13 protein-coding genes are annotated in these 14,107 nt (G+C 64.8%); 4 read left to right on the top strand and 9 right to left on the bottom strand.

Going from position 1 to position 14,107, the window contains the following annotated elements; all coding sequences use genetic code 11:
• The 6 genes from kdpC to pyrE form a co-directional block, all read right to left on the bottom strand.
• Entirely contained in the window at positions 1-609 is a 609-nt protein-coding gene (gene kdpC, locus AC13FW_RS13825) for a potassium-transporting ATPase subunit KdpC (RefSeq protein WP_482989424.1), read from the bottom strand.
• Positions 606-2,717 carry a potassium-transporting ATPase subunit KdpB gene (gene kdpB / locus AC13FW_RS13820; RefSeq protein ID WP_482989423.1) on the bottom strand — a complete coding sequence of 704 codons (2,112 nt, stop codon included), beginning with the start codon at positions 2,715-2,717 and terminating at the stop codon, positions 606-608. Before kdpB ends, kdpC begins: the two co-directional genes overlap by 4 nt.
• A gap of 8 nt (positions 2,718-2,725) precedes the next feature.
• Positions 2,726-4,444 (bottom strand): potassium-transporting ATPase subunit KdpA, encoded by a 1,719-nt coding sequence (gene kdpA / locus AC13FW_RS13815; protein WP_482989422.1) that lies wholly within the window; start codon positions 4,442-4,444, stop codon positions 2,726-2,728.
• A gap of 11 nt (positions 4,445-4,455) precedes the next feature.
• Entirely contained in the window at positions 4,456-4,548 is a 93-nt protein-coding gene (locus AC13FW_RS13810) for a potassium-transporting ATPase subunit F (protein WP_054660392.1), read from the bottom strand.
• 605 nt (positions 4,549-5,153) lie between these two features.
• Positions 5,154-5,858: a hypothetical protein gene (locus AC13FW_RS13805; protein ID WP_482989421.1), complete on the bottom strand. Its 705-nt coding sequence runs from the start codon at positions 5,856-5,858 to the stop codon at positions 5,154-5,156.
• A gap of 15 nt (positions 5,859-5,873) precedes the next feature.
• A complete protein-coding gene (pyrE, locus tag AC13FW_RS13800) occupies positions 5,874-6,533 on the bottom strand; it encodes an orotate phosphoribosyltransferase (protein ID WP_282270424.1) in 660 nt (219 codons plus the stop codon).
• A gap of 197 nt (positions 6,534-6,730) precedes the next feature.
• On the opposite strand from pyrE, the gene AC13FW_RS13795 reads away from it, so the two are divergent.
• The 3 genes from AC13FW_RS13795 (at position 6,731) to AC13FW_RS13785 (ending at position 9,364) form a co-directional block, all read left to right on the top strand.
• Positions 6,731-7,531, top strand: coding sequence for an exodeoxyribonuclease III (locus AC13FW_RS13795; RefSeq protein ID WP_296252818.1), 801 nt, complete (start codon positions 6,731-6,733; stop codon positions 7,529-7,531).
• Complete coding sequence (locus AC13FW_RS13790; RefSeq protein WP_296252815.1) at positions 7,528-9,057, top strand: AmpG family muropeptide MFS transporter; 1,530 nt, start codon at positions 7,528-7,530, stop codon at positions 9,055-9,057. Before AC13FW_RS13795 ends, AC13FW_RS13790 begins: the two co-directional genes overlap by 4 nt.
• Positions 9,058-9,136: 79 nt before the next feature.
• Positions 9,137-9,364, top strand: coding sequence for a hypothetical protein (locus AC13FW_RS13785; RefSeq protein ID WP_296252813.1), 228 nt, complete (start codon positions 9,137-9,139; stop codon positions 9,362-9,364).
• A gap of 193 nt (positions 9,365-9,557) precedes the next feature.
• On the opposite strand, the gene AC13FW_RS13780 is transcribed toward AC13FW_RS13785, so the two are convergent.
• Together AC13FW_RS13780 and AC13FW_RS13775 are read right to left on the bottom strand one after the other, a co-directional pair.
• Positions 9,558-10,682, bottom strand: a complete 1,125-nt coding sequence (locus AC13FW_RS13780) for an anhydro-N-acetylmuramic acid kinase (RefSeq protein WP_482989420.1) — start codon at positions 10,680-10,682, stop codon at positions 9,558-9,560.
• A gap of 73 nt (positions 10,683-10,755) precedes the next feature.
• Positions 10,756-12,213, bottom strand: coding sequence for a peptidoglycan DD-metalloendopeptidase family protein (locus AC13FW_RS13775; RefSeq protein ID WP_296252809.1), 1,458 nt, complete (start codon positions 12,211-12,213; stop codon positions 10,756-10,758).
• 167 nt (positions 12,214-12,380) lie between these two features.
• On the opposite strand from AC13FW_RS13775, the gene tyrS reads away from it, so the two are divergent.
• The gene (gene tyrS / locus AC13FW_RS13770) at positions 12,381-13,595 is read left to right on the top strand and encodes a tyrosine--tRNA ligase (RefSeq protein ID WP_296252807.1); all 1,215 of its coding nucleotides are present in this window, start codon (positions 12,381-12,383) and stop codon (positions 13,593-13,595) included.
• 324 nt (positions 13,596-13,919) lie between these two features.
• On the opposite strand, the gene AC13FW_RS13765 is transcribed toward tyrS, so the two are convergent.
• A partial coding sequence (locus AC13FW_RS13765) for a hypothetical protein (protein ID WP_482989419.1) occupies positions 13,920-14,107 on the bottom strand: 188 nt, incomplete at its 5' end.

The following is a 14,107-nucleotide window of genomic DNA, read 5'->3' as shown; positions in this document are numbered from 1 at the left end:
TCACGGCGCATGCGCGGCCTGATCCAAGGCCCGGTTGAGGGCAATCACGTTGATCCGTGGCTGTCCGAATATGCCCCATTGGCGGTCCTGCACTTGGGCATCAACCAGTGCTTGCACCTGTGCCGGTGACAAGCCGCGCGCAGCGGCCACGCGCGCCACCTGCACCTGTACAGCAGCAGGCGACAGCTCCGGATCCAAGCCGCTGGCCGACTGCGTGACCAGATCGCCCGGCACGGTGGCCGGATCGATCTTCTCGCGCGCTGCGGCGGCAGCAGTGGCTTCGCTGACGCGCTTGACCAGGTCCGGATTGCTGCGCGCCATATTGCTGCCGGCCGCAGCCATCGGGTCGTAGTTGGCGGCCGAAGGACGGGTCTGGAAATAGCCATCGCCAGCAAATGGCTGTGCCAGATATAGCGAGCCACGCACCTGTCCATCGGCATCGCGGATCAGGCTGCCGTCGGCCTGCGCCGGGAACAGCGAGCCGGAGATGCCGGTCGCCAGCACCGCATAGACCAGGCCGGTGCCGAGCAGACCGAACAATGACAAACCAATAGCCGGCCGCCACAGCGGGTTGCCGGCACGACGGGAGGAAGTGTTGGAGGTGTTCATGCGCCAAATACCAGGACAAGAAGGAGGTCGATGACCTTGATGGCCGCAAACGGCAGCAGCACGCCGCCCAGGCCGTACACCAGCATGTTCCGCCGCAGCAGCGCGGTGGCGGTGGCCGGACGGAAGCGCACACCACGCAGGGCCAGCGGAATCAGGGCCGGAATCACCAAGGCATTGAAGATCAGTGCTGCCAGCACCGCATTGCGCGGGCTCGACAGCTGCATCACGTTCAAGGCCGCCATCGACGGGATGCTGGCGGCGAACAGGGCCGGCAGGATCGCGAAGTACTTGGAGACGTCATTGGCCAGCGAGAAGGTGGTCAGCGCACCGCGGGTGATCAGCTGCTGCTTGCCTACTTCCACCACTGCCAGCAGTTTGGCGGGGTCCGAATCCAGATCGACCATGTTGCCGGCCTCCTTGGCCGCCTGCGTACCGGAGTTCATCGCCAGGCCAATATCGGCCTGGGCCAGTGCCGGCGCGTCGTTGGTGCCGTCGCCGACCATGGCGACCAAACGGCCACCGGCCTGCTCGGCACGGATGCGCGCCAGCTTGTCTTCCGGCCGGGCCTGCGCGATGTAGTCATCAACGCCGGCTTCGGCGGCGATGGCGGCGGCGGTGAGCGGGTTGTCGCCGGTGATCATCACCGTGCGGATACCCATCGCCCGCAGCTGCGCGAACTTCTCACGCATGCCGTGCTTGACCACGTCGGCCAGCTCCACCACGCCGAGTACGTGCTTTCCTTCGCTGACCACCAGCGGCGTGGCACCGCCACGGGCAACCTGATCCACCCGCGCCTGCAGCTCGTTTGGCACGCTGCCGCCCAGCGCCAACACATGTGCGGTGATGGCATCGGCGGCACCCTTGCGGATGCTGCGGCCATTGTCCAGGTCAACGCCGGACATGCGGGTTTGTGCGGTGAAGGCGAGGTAATTTAGGACCCCGCACATGGATGTGCGGGCTTTTGCGGAGGGATCCGCATGAACGTGGTCGGGCTCGGCGGTGGTGCAACCCTGCTCGCGGGCCAGCCGGACGATGGATTTACCTTCGGGTGTCGGGTCAGCCAAGGACGACAGCAGCGATGCTTCACGCAGCTGCGCAGCGTCGATACCGGCCAGTGGATGGAAGTGGGTTGCCTGGCGGTCGCCGTAGGTGATGGTGCCGGTCTTGTCGAGTAACAACACATCGACGTCGCCGGCCACTTCCACCGCCTTGCCGGATTTGGCCAGCACATTGGCCGACAACGCACGGTTCATGCCGGCGATGCCGATGGCCGGCAGCAGGCCGCCGATGGTGGTCGGGATCAGGCACACCAGCAGGGCGATGAGCAGCAGCGGATCGACCGTGACGCCGACAAAGCCCGCAATCGCCGGCAGCGTTGCCACCACCACCAGGAAGGTCAGCGACATCGCCGCCAGCAACAAGGTCAACGCGATCTCGTTGGGCGTCTTCTGCCGGTTTGCGCCTTCCACCAGCGCGATCATGCGGTCGAGGAAGCTATGGCCCGGTTCGGCACTGACCCGCACCACGATCTCGTCGGACAGCACCTTGGTGCCGCCGATCACGCCGGAGCGGTCGGTGTCGGCCTCGCGCAGTACTGGAGCGGATTCGCCGGTCACTGCTGCCTCGTTGATGGTGGCCAGGCCGCGCACGATCTCGCCATCGGCCGGCACGAACTCGCCGGCACTGACGATCACATACTCACCCGGGCGCAGCTCGGCAGCGGGGACGCGGCTTTCGGCAGCACCTTGCAACGGCGTGGAAACACGCCGTGCGACCAGGTCCTGGCGTGCACGGCGCAGCGACGCGGCCTGGCCACGGCCACGCGCCTCGGCCACGGCTTCGGCGAAATTGCCGAACAGCACCGTCACCAGCAGGATCGCGGTGACGGCCAGGCCAAAGCCCAACGGCGCGGTGCCGCTGAGGGTGACGATCAGCGCCAGCACGGTGCCGGCCATCACCACCGCCATCACCGGGTTGTGCAGCAGGTGCAGCGGCGACAGTTTGCGGACCGAGTCGAGCAGCGCACGGCGCAGGCCGGTGGCATCGAGCAGGGCGTGGCGGCGCGATGCCGCAGGAGAAGATGCCGCAGGAGAGGCGGAGCGGTTCATGGGGGCGTTCACGGTGAGGGGGCTCCCTGCAGGGCCAGCAGGCTCAGGTGTTCGGCCACCGGGCCAAGCACCAGCGCTGGCAGGAACTGCAGCACGGTAAGGACAATGACCACGCAGATAAGCGTCAATGCGAAGGTCGGGGTTTCAATCTGCAGGCTGCCCGCGCTTTGCGGCACCTGCCGCTTGGCGGCCAGCTGGGTGGCGATGACCAGCGGGATGATCAGGATCGGGAATCGACCCAGTGCCAACACCAGCGCGCAACTCAGGTTCCACCAGACGGTGTTGTCAGCCAGCCCTTCAAAGCCGGAGCCGTTGTTGGCATAGGCCGAGGTGAACTCGTAGAACACCTGGCTGATGCCATGGAAGCCGGGGTTGGAGGTGCCGGCCAGGCCGGGGATGGCCAGGGTCAACGCGGTCAGGCCAAGCAGGGTGATCGGCTGCAGTAGCACCAGCACTGCGAGCAGACGTACCTGCGGTGTTTCCAGCTTGCGGCCGAGCAGCTCGGGTGTACGACCGGTCATCAAGCCGGCCAGGAACACCGCCATCATCAGATAGACCAGGAACTGCTGGATGCCGCAGCCGATACCGCCCCAGATCGCACTGATCAGCATGTTGACGATGGGCATCATGCCGCCGAGCGGGCTCAGCGAATCATGCATGCCGTTGACCGAACCGTTCTGCACCTGGGTGGTGATGGACGACCACAGCGCCGTGCCATCGGCACCGAAGCGGGCCTCCTTGCCTTCCATCAACAACGCACTGGCGGCGCTGGCGCTGTGGCCTTCCAGCCACAGGCTGGCGCTGGTGGACAGTATCGACATGGTCAGCATGCAGCCGAACACCAGCGCACCAAAGCGACGCCGGCCGGTGAAGCTGCCGAGCATGCAGATGATGGCCATGGGGATCAGCAGGATGCCGATCATTTCCAGTGCATTCGACAAGGGCGTCGGGTTTTCCAGCGGGAAGGCGCTGTTCGGGCCGTACCAGCCGCCGCCATTGGCGCCGAGCTGCTTGGCTGCGACCATCGCCGCGACCGGGCCGAGCGGGATCTTCTGCGTGTCCATGCCGGCACTGGCATCGATCGGCGTCGCCTGCGGGCCAGCGGCCAGCGTGGAAGGCACGCCCTGCCAGTTCAGCAGCAGCGTCCACACCAGGCACAGCGGCAGCAGGAAGCGCAGGCACAGGCGCACCACGTCGGCGTAGTAGTTGCCTACGGTGACTCGTACGGGGACATTGCCGGTGTCGTTGCTGGCAGGCTTCATGAACAAGGCACGCAGCGTTGCCACTGCCAGTGCCAGCCCCATCATCGGGGTGATCACCTGCAGGCCGGTGATACCGGTCATCTGCGCGAAATAGGACAGCTGCGCCTGGCCGCTGTAGTGCTGCTGGTTGGTGTTGGTCAGGAAAGACACCATGGTGTGCAGCGCGGTGTCCCAACGCATGTTGGGAATGTTGTCGGGGTTCAACGGCAACCAGGCCTGGGTCATGAACACCGCCTGGGTCAGCACCGCCAACACCAGGTTGCTGATCAGGAACGCGACCACATAGCCACGCCAGGACATGGAGTGGTTGGGATCAACCCCGAGCACGCGGTACAGCGGTTTTTCGACCCAATGGAAGAGGACGTCGATGCGCATCGGCGTACCGCGCATCAGCCGCGCCAGGTACAGGCCGAGCGGCCATGCCAGCGCCAGGCTGGCCAGAATGATGAGGATGGGTTCAATCACGATGGCGCTCCTCAGAACGACTCAGGTCGTAGGACCGCGTACAACAGGTAGGCAGCGGCGATCAGCACCACTACGCCGCACAACAGAGCAAGCCAGCCGGGCATGGAAACCTCGAATCAGGATCAGGACGCGGCCGGGGCTGCCGGAGTACGCGTCGGTGGACGGGTAGGGCGGCAGGCAGGCGCGAGCGACAAGTCTGATCACCCCGATCAGGCCGCTATCGTCCGCCCGGGGGGCGTAAACGATCGACGCTGCCGGGCTGGGGCTGGCGTAAAAGGCACGTAAAAAGTGGGGTTTGGGGTTTGGGGTGGGGGGCTGGGATTGTGATGGGAGCGACGCTGTGGCAGAGGCCAGAAGCCGGAAGGCCAAGCGCAGGAGCCAAGCGCAGGAGCCAAGAGCCCCTCATCCGCCCTCCGGGCACCTTCTCCCGTAAACGGGAGAAGGGATTGCGGCCATGGCTTGCGACCGGCTCTGCTGTTGCTCGTTGACTTTCAGGCGCTCGTAGACTTGCAGCAGCTCGCGGACTTTCAGACGCAGGGAGTCAATCCCTTCTCCCGCGAGCGGGAGAAGGTGCCCCGAAGGGGCGGATGAGGGGAAGCCTTTGACTGAAAGTTTAAAAAAAGCGGCCCGAAGGCCGCTTTCATTCTGAATCCGACAATTTACCGGGAGAGCCCTGTCGAGCATGGCTCGGCACTACCGCCTGCGCCGCTCAGCCTTTGGTTGGCTCTGCGCTGGAAGTAGGAGCGGCTGCAGCCGAAGCCGGCGCAGCAATCCCCTTGAGCTCGCGATACCGCGCCAGGCTCTCGGCAATTTCAACTTCCAGCGCCTGTCGCTGCTGCTCAAACGCGGTCTGCAGGCGCAGCTGTGCCAACAGCTCGTTGTGACGCTGACGGATCTCGCCGGCCTGCTTGTCCGGCACCTTCTGCCCGGCCAGCTCCCTGTTGCCGGCCGTGGCGAGCTGGGAGGCCAAGGCGCCACGCAGGCTGGTCACGTTGAAGATGGCGGTCTTGACGTTGTTGTCGACAATCGCCGTGCGCTCACTGAACACACGGCGCAGATCATCTTCAGTGGCGTACGTGGACAGCATCGCCTGCTCGGTACGCTTGCGCGTATCAGCCGCCGCTGCGTCCACTTCTTCCTGGGCTTTGGCCAGGGCCGCGTCGGCACGTTCTTCGGCGGTGAGCGCGCGCTGCACATCCGCACCGCGGATGCCGCTACGGGCGTTGAATTCCTCGCGCGCCTTGTTCACCGCTTCCGGTGGCAAGGTGTCCGAACAGATGCGCTTGCCGCCTTCATCCCAGCAATACAGCTTCTTGCCGGTGTCGGCTGGCTTGTTCTGCGCCAGCGCCGGCAGTGCCAGCGCTGCCAGCGTCAGCACCAACGCAGCGGCGGTTTTGGACGGATTCGGCACCATGGCAGCCCCCTGCTATCAGCCTGTCGGATTGCTCCCGTAGTGGCCACGGTAGGCCAGCAACGGTTCGCGATAGCCAACAAGTTCCGGGTTCCCGGACGCGAATGCAAGCAGGTCGGCCAGATTGGCCACCGCGATCACCGGAATACCGGTCTCCGCGGACACCGCCTGCGCGGCTGAACGGCGGTCTTCTTCCGAAGCGATCTCCTGGCGGTCCAGTGCCACCACGATGCCGGCCGGGATGCCCTTGGCCTCGCGGATGATGGCCAAGGCCTCGCGGATGGCAGTACCGGCGGTGATCACGTCGTCAACGATCAGGATGCGCTTGCCGGCCATGTCGGCGCCGATCAGGGTGCCGCCTTCGCCGTGGTCCTTGGCTTCCTTGCGGTTGAAGGTCAACGGCAGGTTGCGGCCGCGGTGCGAGAACTCGCAGGCAATCGAGGTAGCCAGGGGGATGCCCTTGTAGGCCGGGCCGAACAGCTGGTCGAAGGCAATACCGGCGGCATCGATGGCGTCGGCGTAGCAGTTGCCCAGTTGGGCCAGTGCCAGGCCGGTGTCGAAACGGCCGGCGTTGAAGAAATACGGGCTTACCCGGCCAGACTTGAGGGTGAACTGGCCAAAACGCAGCGCGTCGGCGTTCAACGCCAGCTGCAGGAAACGGGAACGGTGGTCACTCATGTAAATACGCTGTCTTATCGTCTATTGAGGCTCCTAGGGTAAAGCATGGCCCTTGCAATTGCTGCGCTGCGGGTCGGGGCAGGGCCCCCGCAGCGAACCGGGCTGCTGTCAGGGGAAAGCTGAGGCCCGGTTTGTCGGCCGCCCCGGTCCGGGCGGTATGCTGTGCCGGTCTTGAGCTTTCCCAACAGCGGTCCTTCATGCGTATTACCAGCTTCAATGCCAACGGCATCCGTTCGGCCACCACCAAGGGCTTCAACGAGTGGTTCCTGGCCCAGCAGGCCGACGTGCTCTGCATCCAGGAGACCAAGGCGCAGGAGTCGCAGCTGACCGACGCGCTGTTCCGCCCGGACGGCCACCATTGTTTCTACCGCGACGCCATCACCAAGAAGGGCTATAGCGGCGTAGGTATCTGGAGCCGGCGTGAGCCGGACGAGGTGCGTACGGCACTGGGCTGGGCGCCGTTCGATGACGAAGGCCGCTACATCGAGGCACGCTTCGGCAACCTCAGCGTGGTTTCGTTCTATATCCCCTCCGGGTCCTCGGGCGAGCTGCGCCAGGGCTTCAAGTACGAGGTGATGGAATGGTTGAAGCCGGTCCTCGACGAATGGCTGGCCAGCGGCCGTGATTACGTGCTGTGCGGCGACTGGAACATCGTGCGCAGCGCGCTGGACATCAAGAACTGGAAATCCAACCAGAAGAACTCCGGCTGCCTGCCGCAGGAGCGCGACTGGATGAACGGCTTCTGCGCCGACCAGGCCGAGCTGACCGACACGGCCAACGGCCGCGGCTGGGTCGATGCCTATCGCGCGCTGCACCCGGAAGGCCAGGACTACACCTGGTGGAGCAACCGCGGCGCGGCCCGCGCCAACGACGTCGGTTGGCGCATCGACTACCAGTTCGTCACCCCCGGCCTGCGTGATCGCCTGCGTGGCAGCTCGATCTATACCGGCCAGCGTTTCTCCGACCACGCCCCGTTCACCGTGGACTACGACCTGTGAGTGAAGCGGTAGTGGAAGCCCCGCCGGCCGGGCTGCAACGCCTGCGCCGGTTGTTCGTGATCCTGCTGCTCGGTTTTGCCTCCGGCCTGCCGTTGGCGCTGACCGGCGGCGCGATGCAGGCCTGGCTGACCGTGGACGGGCTGGACCTGGTCACGCTCGGCTTCCTGTCACTGATCGGTATCCCGTACACCTTCAAGTTCCTGTGGGCGCCGCTGATCGACCGCTTCGACCTGCCACTACTCGGGCGCAGGCGCGGCTGGATCGTACTGATGCTGTTCGCGCTTGGCGTGGCGTTGACCTTCATGAGCACGCTGTCGCCATCGCGCAACCTGGCGTTGTTCGCGTCGGTGGCGGTGCTGGTGGCCTGCTTGTCGGCGACGCTGGATGTGGTGATCGATGCCTATCGCACCGATCTGCTGGCGCCGGCCGAGCGCGGCCTGGGCGGTTCGCTTACCGTCCTTGGCTATCGTCTGGCGATGGTTCTTTCTGGCGGCATCACCCTTATCTGGGCCGAGCAGTGGCAGAGCTGGCCGCAGGTCTACCGGGTGATGGCCGGCCTGTCGGTGGCAGTGGGCGTATTGGCCCTGCTGTTGATGCCGCAGCTGCCGGAGCGCTTCAAGGCACCGGTCTCCAAGGCCGGCGGTGAGCTGCGTGGTTTCCTGGCGCTGGTCGCCGGCGTGGCGCTGGGGGCATGGCTGGCCCACCAGGCGCTGGTGTTGTTCGGGCTTGATCCGGACAGCACCGACCGCTGGGTGCGGCTGGTGTTCGTTGTCACCCAGATCGCCGCGGCCATGGTGTTGGGGCTGGGCGTTACCCGTTGGGTGCGGTTCGAGACACTCAACGCATCGCTGCGCAGTTATTTCGGCATGCGTGGCGCGGGGGCATTCCTGGCCTTGGTGGTGCTGTACAAGGTGGGCGATGCGTTCGCGTTGAGCCTGTCCACCCCGTTCCTGCTCAAGGGCATGGGTTTCAGCCAGGCTGAAGTGGGGCTGGCCAACAAGACCATCGGCCTGCTGATGACGATTGTGGGCGCCATCGTCGGCGGCTTCTTCCTGCTGCGTCTGCGCCTGTCGACCGCGGTGATCGGCTTTGGCGTGCTGCAGCTGGTCTCCAACCTCGGCTTCTACCTGCTGGCGCGGGAAGGAGCAGGGGCCTGGGGCACGGTTGAGGTGCCGGCGTTCAACCTGTTGATCGTCCACCTGGACCAGCCTACGCCGATGGATGGCCTGCTGCTGTTTGCATTGAGCCTGGACAACTTCGCCGGTGGCATGGGCACGGCCGCGTTTGTTGCCCTGCTCAGTGGTCTGTGCGGGACGCGTTTCTCGGCTACCCACTACGCTTTGCTATCGGCATTTGCGACCTTGGGGCGGGTGTTTGTCGGGCCGTTTGCGGGGGTGTTGGCCGACGCCTACGGCTGGCAGATTTTCTTCCTGGTATCGGTGGTGGTGGGCCTGCCGGGCCTGCTGATGGCATGGTGGCTGCGGCGCGAGGTCGATGCCACTACCCAGCTGTCGCGCGCTGGTTGATCCCGCGCGCTGATTGAATCCTCCGGCGGTGTCGTTGATGATGCCGCCGGGGGGCTTCGCCGACAGTAGTGTGGTGCACATGGCTGACGTGACTCTGCGTGATATCGATCCGCTGCTGATGGAGCGCATCCGCCGCCTGTCGGTGGCGCGCGGCTGGACCCGCGAGGAAACCTGCCTGGCTTTGCTGGAACAAGGCTTGTTCACCAGCGAACACCACGTACGTGGCGGCTTCGAAGAGCCTGAAGTGGATGTCCTGTCCGAAGCGATCAAGGCCCTGCAGGCGCTGCCGACCGGCAGCGACATCTGAGTACTGTAGAGCCGAGCCATGCTCGGCTGAAGCCTTCCAGGCAATGCCTGAAATGCCTGTAGGAGCGGCGTAAGCCGCGAAGCTGACCCTGCGTCCACGCGACGTGCATACAGAATGCCCGGATTGCCGGGCATTTCCGCAACCGGGCCGACCAGTGGCTTCGCGGCTTACGCCGCTCCTACAACCCCGGGGCTCATGCCAGATGAATTGCGCCCAGAATCCTCGGCCCGCGCGCACCGCTGACGCTGGGCAGATTGCCCGGCCGCCCCGCCAGGGTTTCCTGCGCCAACCACGCAAAGCCCATCGCCTCCATGTAATCGGGATCCAGTCCGTGTTCGGCACTGGAGCCGATCAGCACGCCTGGCAGCCGTGCCTGCAACCGTGACAGCAACTGCGGATTTCGCACCCCACCGCCGCAGACCAGCACGCGCCGCGCCGCCGGCAGCTGTGCCAGCAACGCCTCGGCCACCGTGGCTGCGGTCAGCTCCAGCAGCGTCGCCTGCACATCCGCAGGTGCCAATGCATTCACGCCCAGCTGCGCCTCCACCCATTCCAGATGGAACTGCTCGCGACCGGTGCTCTTCGGCGGCGGCAAGGCAAACCAAGGCTCGGCCAGCAGCCGACCCAACAATGCTTCATCCACACGGCCACTGGCAGCAAATGCACCATCGGCATCGAACGCGTGACCAAGATGGCGCTGGCACCAGCCATCCAGCAAGGCATTGGCCGGGCCGGTATCAAAACCGCGGATGCTACCGTCGCGGGCAATCAGGCTCAGGTTGGCGATGCCACCGAGGTTGAGCACCGCGCGATCTTCGTCGGCACTGCCCAGCATCGCCAGATGGAAGGCCGGCATCAGCGGTGCGCCATGCCCGCCAGCAGCCACATCGCGGCGGCGGAAATCGGCAACGGTGGTGATACCGGTCAGCTCGGCAATACGGTTGGCATCGCCGATCTGCCAGGTGAACGCCGGAGTGCTCAGCGGCCGATGACGGATGGTCTGGCCGTGCGAGCCGATTGCCCGCACCTGCTCGCGGCGCACGCCGGCATCTTCCAGCAGCTGGTTGGCGGCAACGGCGAAGGCGATGCCAACACTGGCATCCAGCTGCCCCAGTGCATCCATCGATGCGGGCTCGCTGCCTTGGCCCAGCGCGATCAGGGCATCGCGGGTCGCGCCGTCCCAGGCATGGGTATGGCCGTGCACGAAGCGGCATCCACCGCTCTGCGGAAACTGCACCAGCGCCGCATCGATGCCGTCGGCGCTGGTGCCGGACATCAGGCCAAGAAACAGCGGCAGCTGCGGATCAACAGAGGTCATGGCGGTCGCTAAAAAGAAACGGGCAGGGAAGCTTCAAGCTCCCTGCCCGGATCGTCAACGGTGTTGCGCTGGCTCAGCCGCGCTTGCCGCCTGCTGCCGGTGCGGCAGCGGCAGTCTGCGTTGCCGCCGGCTTCCTGCTGTCACCGGCATCGGCGTAGATCAGTTCTTCCATACCCTGGATGCGTGCCATCGCCGGTGCGGTCTGTGCACGGAAGGCGGCCAGGTCGGCGCCCTGCAGCGGCTGCGGCGGCGGCATCGTCACCGACAGCGGGTTGCGGTGCACGCCGTTGACGCGGAATTCGTAATGCAGGTGCGGACCGGTCGACATGCCGGTGGAACCCACGTAGCCGATCACCTGGCCCTGGTTCACGCGCTGGCCGGCACGGTAGGGGCCCAGACGCGACATATGCCCGTACAGCGTGGTGTGACCGCTGCCGTGGTCGAGGATCACCACATTGCCGTACCCGCGCTGGGTGCCGGCGAACTGCACGCGGGCGTCGCCGGCGGCCATGATCGGGGTGCCGGTGCGTGCGGCGTAATCCACGCCCTTGTGGGTGCGCATGGTGCCGAGGATGGGATGGCGGCGGGTGCCGTAGTTCGAGCTCAGGCGCGCGAACTGGATCGGCGAACGGATGAAGCTCTTCTTCAACGAACGTCCATTGAGGTCGAAGTATTCGGACTTGCCGGCGCGATCAAAACGGAAGCCGGTATAGGTCTTGCCGCCGGTCCGGAAGGTCGCCGCCAGGATCTTGCTGGTGTCGATGCGCTCGCCTTCGCGCCAGGTTTCGTCGAGCACCACGCTGAAACGGTCGCCCGGCTGCAGGTCCTTGGAGAAGTCGATGTCGTACTTGAATATCTCATCGGTCATCGTGGCGATGGCCGACGGCGACAAGCCAGCCTTGCGGGCGGCGTTGTACAGCGAACTGGTGATCTCGCCGCTGGCCACCACGGTACGGGTGCTGGTTGCCCGCTCGCTGACCTTTTCGCTGATCTGGTCGCCCTGCAGGGTCAGCTCCACGCGGTGATTGCCATCGCGGTCGAAGCGGATGCTGCGCAGGCTGCCGTTGACCGGCAGGTCGAAGGCGATTTCCGCGCCCGGGCGCAGCTTGGTCAACACCTCGCGGGTGCCCGGATGGTCCAGCACCTTCTGCATGGTGGTCGCCGGTACGCCGGCGGCTTCGAACAGGTCACTCAGGGTCTGGCCGCGCTCCACCCGCTGGATCTGCCAGCTGTCGCCGGGGGTTTCGCCGCGCCGCGCCAGTGACAGCGGCGGCAGGGGCAGGGCAAGCGTGGAATGCGACGACGGCAGGTTGCTGTCAATGGAATTGGAAAAACCGGGGACGATCGTGGCCGCCAGTGCACCGATGGTGACGAACAGGCTGGCGTGGATCCAATGCCGCCGGTTCCAGCGTTCGTTGAACGCGGCGGGCAGATGTTCCTTCAACTTCCGATGCAGGGCGTTGTCGTGCAGGACGTGGAGTCTTTCCTGGAAGCGCTGTTTGCGCGCGGAGCCATGATCGGGTTGGGACATCGGTCGGTTCTCTGGTCGACCCGGATCGCGGGCCCAAACGCAGGTAACATAGACACCTATCAATACCGCGTCAAACCATTGAGCCGCATGGCTTTTCAATCGGTTAACGTGGTTAACTTGTACTTAACACCATTCATGTTTTTGACTGCGAAGTCGGGAGTTTTAGCGTGTCCTCGATTGATGAAGCCCTTGCCCTGATCGGTCGCGGAGCCGATGAAATCCTCAAAGTGGAAGAACTGCGCCAGCGTCTGGAAAGCGGCCGCCCACTGCGCGTGAAGGCCGGCTTCGACCCCACCGCACCGGACCTGCACCTCGGCCACACCGTATTGCTGAACAAGCTGCGCCAGTTCCAGGACCTCGGCCATCAGGTCATTTTCCTGATCGGCGACTTCACCGGCATGATCGGCGACCCGTCCGGCAAGAGCCTGACCCGCAAGCCGCTCAGCAAGGAAGACGTGCTGGCCAATGCGCGCACCTATGAAGAGCAGGTGTTCAAGGTGCTGGACCGCGAGAAGACCGAAGTCCGCTTCAATTCCGAGTGGTTCGGCAAGATGAGCGCGGCCGACATGATCCGCCTGGCCGGCCAGCACACCGTCGCCCGCATGCTCGAGCGCGACGATTTCGCCAAGCGTTATGCCGCCCAGCAGTCCATCGCCATCCACGAATTCCTCTACCCGCTGGTGCAGGGCTACGACTCGGTGGCGCTGGAGGCGGACGTCGAGCTCGGCGGTACCGACCAGAAGTTCAACCTGCTGATGGGGCGCGGCCTGCAGGAGCACCACGGCCAGAAGCCGCAGATCGTGCTGACCATGCCGTTGCTGGAAGGCCTGGACGGCGTCAACAAGATGTCCAAGTCGCTGGGTAACTACATTGGTATCAGTGAACCGGCGATCGACATCGTCACCAAGACCATGAAGGTGGACGACACCTTGATGTGGCGCTGGATCGACCTGCTCAGCTTCGATATCTCGATTGATGAGGCCAAGCAGCTGCGCGCCGACGTCGAGGCGGGCAGCATCAACCCGCGCGAGATCAAGCTGCGCCTGGCGCGCGAGCTGGCCACCCGCTTCCACGACGCCGCTGCTGCCGAGCAGGCCATCACCGGCTGGAATGCCGCGGTAACCGGGCAGGGCGACATCACCCAGCTGCCACTGCAGGAAGTTGCGATCCCGGCCGAAGGCCTGCGTATCGGCGCGCTGCTGACCGCTGCCGGCCTGACCCCCAGCAACTCCGAAGCCTCACGCAAGCTCAAGGAGCGTGCGGTAAAGGTGGACGGCGAGGTAGTCGAAGACGCCCAGACCGTATTGCAGCCCGGCTTCGAAGGCCTGCTGCAGGTAGGCAAGCGCACCTTCGCCCGCGTCCTGCTGGTAGCAAGCGCCTGATGCTTGAAGCCCCTCTCCCTCCGGGAGAGGGGTTGGGGAGAGGGTGCGGCGAAGCCGGTTTCCTTGGTGCTGCCCTGAAGCCAATCAGCACCTCGGGAATGCTTTGCTTCCGCACACTAATAAGGTGCAAGCAAAGCACTCCCAGCTTCTCCAGTGGCCCAATGAACGAAAGTTGGAAAAAACATCCAACACCCCCTTCACAAACCCCGCAAAGAAGCACATACTTCTCCTCCCCCGACGCAGGGGCCTCGCAAGAGGCGCAAGCGGAAGGAAAGCTTGAAGTCACCGCCTCGAAATGAGGTGTTGACGAAGCAGAAAAGCCGGCTATAATGGGCGGCTCGCTACGACGGAAACGTCGCAGCCTACGAAGAAGGCGCTGAGGCCCGATTCGAAGTTCTTTGAAAGTATGCGCAGGTATCTTGTGAGGACGCCTGCAGGAATGGATGACTGTCCATCTTGCAGACGTTTAATCAAGCAATGATTCAATTGTTTTAATGCAAGCGAAACGTTGC

The organism is Stenotrophomonas sp. 21LCFQ19, assembly GCF_056861425.1.
The sequence above is the reverse complement of the archived record's forward strand: the minus strand, read 5'-3'. Positions and strand labels throughout refer to the sequence as shown.

What these genes read in the sequence shown, in the direction of transcription:
- AC13FW_RS13795 (WP_296252818.1), top strand. Translation starts at nt 6,731, where the DNA reads ATGCGTATTACCAGCTTCAATGCCAACGGCATCCGTTCGGCCACCACC.
- AC13FW_RS13785 (WP_296252813.1), top strand. Translation starts at nt 9,137, where the DNA reads ATGGCTGACGTGACTCTGCGTGATATCGATCCGCTGCTGATGGAGCGC.
- AC13FW_RS13810 (WP_054660392.1), bottom strand. Translation starts at nt 4,548, where the DNA reads ATGCCCGGCTGGCTTGCTCTGTTGTGCGGCGTAGTGGTGCTGATCGCC.
- pyrE (WP_282270424.1), bottom strand. Translation starts at nt 6,533, where the DNA reads ATGAGTGACCACCGTTCCCGTTTCCTGCAGCTGGCGTTGAACGCCGAC.
- kdpC (WP_482989424.1), bottom strand. Translation starts at nt 609, where the DNA reads ATGAACACCTCCAACACTTCCTCCCGTCGTGCCGGCAACCCGCTGTGG.
- kdpB (WP_482989423.1), bottom strand. Translation starts at nt 2,717, where the DNA reads ATGAACCGCTCCGCCTCTCCTGCGGCATCTTCTCCTGCGGCATCGCGC.
- AC13FW_RS13780 (WP_482989420.1), bottom strand. Translation starts at nt 10,682, where the DNA reads ATGACCTCTGTTGATCCGCAGCTGCCGCTGTTTCTTGGCCTGATGTCC.
- AC13FW_RS13775 (WP_296252809.1), bottom strand. Translation starts at nt 12,213, where the DNA reads ATGTCCCAACCCGATCATGGCTCCGCGCGCAAACAGCGCTTCCAGGAA.
- AC13FW_RS13805 (WP_482989421.1), bottom strand. Translation starts at nt 5,858, where the DNA reads ATGGTGCCGAATCCGTCCAAAACCGCCGCTGCGTTGGTGCTGACGCTG.